This window comes from Myxococcus llanfairpwllgwyngyllgogerychwyrndrobwllllantysiliogogogochensis (assembly GCF_006636215.1).
Taxonomy (GTDB): Bacteria; Myxococcota; Myxococcia; order Myxococcales; family Myxococcaceae; genus Myxococcus; species Myxococcus llanfairpwllgwyngyllgogerychwyrndrobwllllantysiliogogogochensis.
This window is the reverse complement of sequence record NZ_VIFM01000705.1, coordinates 1-489: the sequence shown is the minus strand read 5'-3', so window position 1 is coordinate 489 and position 489 is coordinate 1. Positions and strand designations below refer to the sequence as shown.

General features: G+C 61.1%; 1 protein-coding gene. It reads left to right on the top strand.

Translation table 11 applies throughout. From position 1 onward, the window contains the following. Nucleotides 1–355 (top strand): hypothetical protein (locus FJV41_RS53310; RefSeq protein WP_220138002.1); only part of this gene is annotated, 355 nt, incomplete at its 5' end. Nucleotides 356–489: the final 134 nt, after the last annotated feature.

Below are 489 nucleotides of genomic sequence, written 5' to 3'. Positions count from 1 at the left end.
TACTTCTAGTGCGCTTGATACTGCGGGTTCCGATGTCGGTTCGATGAAGAATCGTTCACTGAAAAGGGAGAGCGCGTTGGAGTACAGTATCGATCGCGGGAATGCGCGACGTGTCTATGAAGCGCTTGTGTCATCGGCGCATCAGGGTATCGACGCCTACAGAATCGCTCAGAAATCGGGCCTGACCTCAATGGAGTGTGGCCAGCTTCTCCGTCAATTCGAGCGCTGTGGAATCGCCGAATCTGGAGACCCGAAGGACACGGAGAACGACCTGGCCCGCGTCTTCCGCGTTTGCGGTGAACGGCCCGGGGCTGAGTGCAGTCAGGCATCACGCGGGGAGCGGGGTCAGCTGTGAAGAAGGCGGCACCCGAAGGGCTGGAATTACCGTTGGTGCTTCGAAGGCAGAGCAGCGGAGGCGATAGCGCTGGGCCGCCTGCAGGGCCATGGACGATTAGCTCCGCTGCTCCTCGGCGCGGCGGCATGCCTGGC